The 3,909-nt window shown below is 50.2% G+C and carries 4 protein-coding genes; all 4 read left to right on the forward strand.

Annotated features, from left to right (window positions below):
• The coding region (pheT, locus tag H6F50_RS03290; protein WP_190426317.1) for a phenylalanine--tRNA ligase subunit beta at window positions 1–1,818 on the forward strand (1,818 nt) is incomplete at its 5' end.
• A gap of 71 nt (window positions 1,819–1,889) precedes the next feature.
• Window positions 1,890–2,159, forward strand: a complete 270-nt coding sequence (locus H6F50_RS03295) for a YciI family protein (protein WP_190412575.1) — start codon at window positions 1,890–1,892, stop codon at window positions 2,157–2,159.
• A gap of 344 nt (window positions 2,160–2,503) precedes the next feature.
• Complete coding sequence (locus H6F50_RS03300; protein WP_190412576.1) at window positions 2,504–2,923, forward strand: hypothetical protein; 420 nt, start codon at window positions 2,504–2,506, stop codon at window positions 2,921–2,923.
• 3 nt (window positions 2,924–2,926) lie between these two features.
• Window positions 2,927–3,909 (forward strand): ATPase domain-containing protein (locus H6F50_RS03305; protein WP_277879313.1); only part of this gene is annotated, 983 nt, incomplete at its 3' end.

Raw genomic sequence — 3,909 nt, forward strand, 5'->3', positions numbered from 1 at the left:
GGAGTCCGACCCATCAATAACGTGGTAGATATTACCAACTATATTTTGCTGGAATGGGGTCAGCCGCTCCACGCCTTTGACCGCGATCGCTTGCAATCCGTGGCAAGTGGTGGCGGCGGGGGAACCTCACCGCTACAGATCGGGGTTCGCTTTGCCAATACTGGGGAATCCCTAAAAACCCTCGACGGTCAAACCCGCACCTTGCAACCGCAAAATATGCTGATTACTGCCAACGACCAACCAGTAGCGCTGGCGGGAGTCATGGGCGGTGAAGAGACAGAAGTGTATCAGGGGACTGAAAATTTAATTTTAGAAGCCGCTTTGTTTGACCCGGTGGCAATCCGCCGGTCGGCACGCAGTCAAAATTTAAGGACAGAAGCCTCTGGACGCTACGAGCGGGGCGTCAATCAGGCAGAATTGGGAATTGCTTGTCAACGAGCGATCGCGCTGCTCTCGGAGTTTGCAGGGGGCACTCCCGTAGCACAAGAAATTGCCGACACAAGACCCGACCCCTCAACTTGGAGTCGTTCGATTGAACTGCGTCTAGACCGGGTAAATCACGTTTTAGGCCCAGTAGAGATGGGAGACACTGAAACTACAGGGGAAGTTCACGCTGAAGATGTGGAGCGCATCCTAACGGCGCTGGGGTGTCAGCTACAGCAAGTGACGAAAAAAGATGAAGGCGGAACCAGGACGAATGAAGAAGATTCTAAGCTTCATCCTTCTGAATCCCTGAAGTGGACGGTGAAAGTACCCCCCTATCGCTACCGAGATTTGGAGCGAGAAATCGATTTAATTGAAGAAGTTGCTCGCCTCTACGGCTACAACAAATTCTGCGACACCCTACCAGATAAGACTGAACCGGGGTACCTTTCTGTCGATCAGATGCTGATGCGTCAGATGAGGGAAGCTTTCCGCGCAGCCGGATTGACAGAAGTCATGCATTACTCTTACTCAGTGGCGAAAACTAAGAACGATACAGAAGTCGCGATCGCAAATCCCATGTTTGCAGAATATTCGTCTCTGCGAACTGAGCTAATCTCCGCTTTGATTGACGCCTTCCAGTACAACTTAGAACAAGGCAATGGCCCGTTGAATGGGTTTGAGATGGGTCGGATCTTCTGGCGGGAAGAGGACGGACTTATCGAAGCTGATTCCGTTGCTGGAATTTTAGGCGGTGACTCCTTGACTCAAGGCAATTGGACGCGAGGAGGCAAGCCACAACCCATGACTTGGTTTGAAGCGAAAGGAGCGTTGCAAAGCGTATTTGAGCAACTCAGCCTGCCAGTCGAATATCAGCCAGACCGCCGCGACCCACGCCTGCATCCGGGACGCACGGCTTCTTTGTGGGTGCAGGGAAACCGATTAGGAACGTTTGGGCAACTCCATCCCCAACTCCGGCAAGAACGGGACTTGCCGGATGAAGTCTACGTCTTCGAGCTGGATTTGGATGTAGTTTTGGATTACCTGGATGCAGAGGAAAACCGGACGCCTCTTTTCAAGCCTTACTCCACCTTCCCAGCATCCAGCCGGGATTTGGCTTTGTTCGCTTCGATTCAAGTTTCTGTCTCAGACTTGAAACGAGCGATCGCGAAAGCTGCCATTGCAGACAAACACAAGGGGACATCCCTACTAGAATCGGTCGAGTTGTTTGATGAATATCAAGGGAAAAATGTCCCGGAAGGACAGCGCAGCTTAGCGTTTCGCTTAGTTTATCGAGCTAGCGATCGCACGCTTACCGATGAAGATGTCGAGCCAGTGCATCAAAAAGTCCGCGACGCGCTCGTCGAAAAATTCGGCGTTAATCTGAGAAGTTAAATAAAGTTTTGAGGGTTGAATGTTGATTTAACCCTCAAAACTCAAAACTCAAAACTTTACTGCTATTAACCATGCCTAAGTACGTAATGTGGGGAAGCTATTGCGAAGATGTTTTAGAAAAGCGATCGCCTTATCGGCAAGCGCATCTAGACGGTCTTGCTGCCCAAAAAGAAGCGGGTATTCTGATGACGATTGGCCCGACGAAGGACATCACGAAAGTCTTCGGCATCTATGAAGCGGAAGATGAAGCCGCCGTGCGCCAGTTAATTGAAGCCGACCCCTACTGGCAAAACGGCATCTGGACTGAATACGATGTCAAAGAGTGGATTCAAGCCATCTAATTCCACCAATCAAGCGCATCTCAATTGAGCAGATTTACTGAGAAGCTCCTCAATTCTCCTGAGAAGTAGGAAATTGAGGGGTTTCTACCTCTCCTTACTCAGGCAAAGCCAGCCCCACAACCACCGCCAGTTGCCATTTCCGATAGAATTTTGAGCATAAAATAAAGAAATCACCGTTAAATTAACCCTAGCGGTGAGGACTATGGTAGAAACCAGTAATAACAAGCACGGTAAGTTTTACAAAAACGCCACCAGGCTAGGGTTCTGTAGACTCTCAAGCAGACTGAACAGGAGTCTACTTGAGAGTCTGGCGTCGGCGAACAGGAGCCGTGAGAAGGTTGGAGATGACAGAATCCACGGATGAAGATAGCCAAAAGACAACACTGCGTCAAGCCCAAGCAGAGATGCTAGAAGCAGGCAAACAGGAGACTTTAGACATCTTTAGCGAACTTTTAGAGCGGCTGTGGGAACGCATTGTCGGTTTAATTGGCGAGACGGCGACGGTTGCTGTTTTTCGGAGTGCCCTCTTAGAAGCAAGTCGCGACCATCCGCTATGCCAAGAAATTAATATCGATAGCGATGGAATTTGCCTTAAGCAACTGAAGAACAATTTGGATGCCTTCGAGCGTACAGCCGTCCGAGCCGGACTGATGGCTTTTACTGATAACGTAATGGCTCTACTAATCGATTTAACGGGTGGAATCCTGTTGCGGAAGGTGGAACCCCTCGTGCAGCAGTTAAAACAACAACTGGAAAAGGGCTGAGGGATGAGCAATATTAAACTAATGCCGACAGGTGTTCCCAACTTAGACGCCGTAATGGGCGGAGGCATCCCTGTTTATTCACTGAATATTGTTGCTGGACAACCGGGGACAGGTAAGACAATCCTGGTGCAGCAAATGCTCTTTAACCACATCCGGAATCACAGCACTGCCAAAGTTCTTTACCTGACAACCCTTTCGGAGCCGACGTTGAAGGTGGTGCGCTATATGCAGTGCTTCAGCTTCTTTGATGTAGAAGTTTTTGGCGAACAGGTACTTTTTCAGGATATCGGGCCTTTTATCCGCGAGCATTCCCTGACCGAATTAGCTGACGAGATTCTCGCCAGGGTAGAAAAACACCAACCGGAAATTCTGGCGATTGATTCCTTTAAAGCCATCCGCGATTTGTCTGACGACGTGAGCGATTTTCGTCGTTTCTGTTATGACCTCTCCGTTCGTCTAGCGAGTGCGCGGTGTACCGCCTTTTTATTAGGGGAGTATGACCGCTCGGATATTGGCGAAGGGGCAGAGTTTGCGGTAGCTGATGGCATTGTTTATCTGAACATTGCACTCCAGGAGGGGGAACAGCAGCGTTTTCTCCAGGTATATAAAATGCGCGGTCGAGCGACGGAGATGGTGCCTTACCCGTTTGCGCTCACAGATGGGGGGGTTCAGGTTTTGGGTTCAATGCTGACGCTCAAACGTCGGGAGACAAGTTTGGAGGAGGAGAGCGAGACGGCATCGACAGGAATTACTGGACTCGATAGCATTCTTCGGGGCGGCATCCCTCAGGGGCGGTCTATCCTCCTTTCCGGTGTTTCTGGAACGGGTAAGACGACGCTTGCCATGCAGTTTCTAGTTAATGGCGCTCTTCAGGGAGAGAAGGGACTGCTGTTTTCTTTTGAAGAAACGCGCGATCGCTTGTTCCGAATGGCAGAGGGTTTCGGCTGGAACCCTCAAGATTTGGAAGCCAAAGGCTTGTTACGGAT

Source organism: Coleofasciculus sp. FACHB-712, assembly GCF_014695635.1.
GTDB lineage: Bacteria > Cyanobacteriota > Cyanobacteriia > Cyanobacteriales > FACHB-T130 > FACHB-T130.

Coding starts and splice junctions, on each gene's coding strand:
- H6F50_RS03300 (WP_190412576.1), top strand. CDS start 2,504: ATGACAGAATCCACGGATGAAGATAGCCAAAAGACAACACTGCGTCAA.
- H6F50_RS03295 (WP_190412575.1), top strand. CDS start 1,890: ATGCCTAAGTACGTAATGTGGGGAAGCTATTGCGAAGATGTTTTAGAA.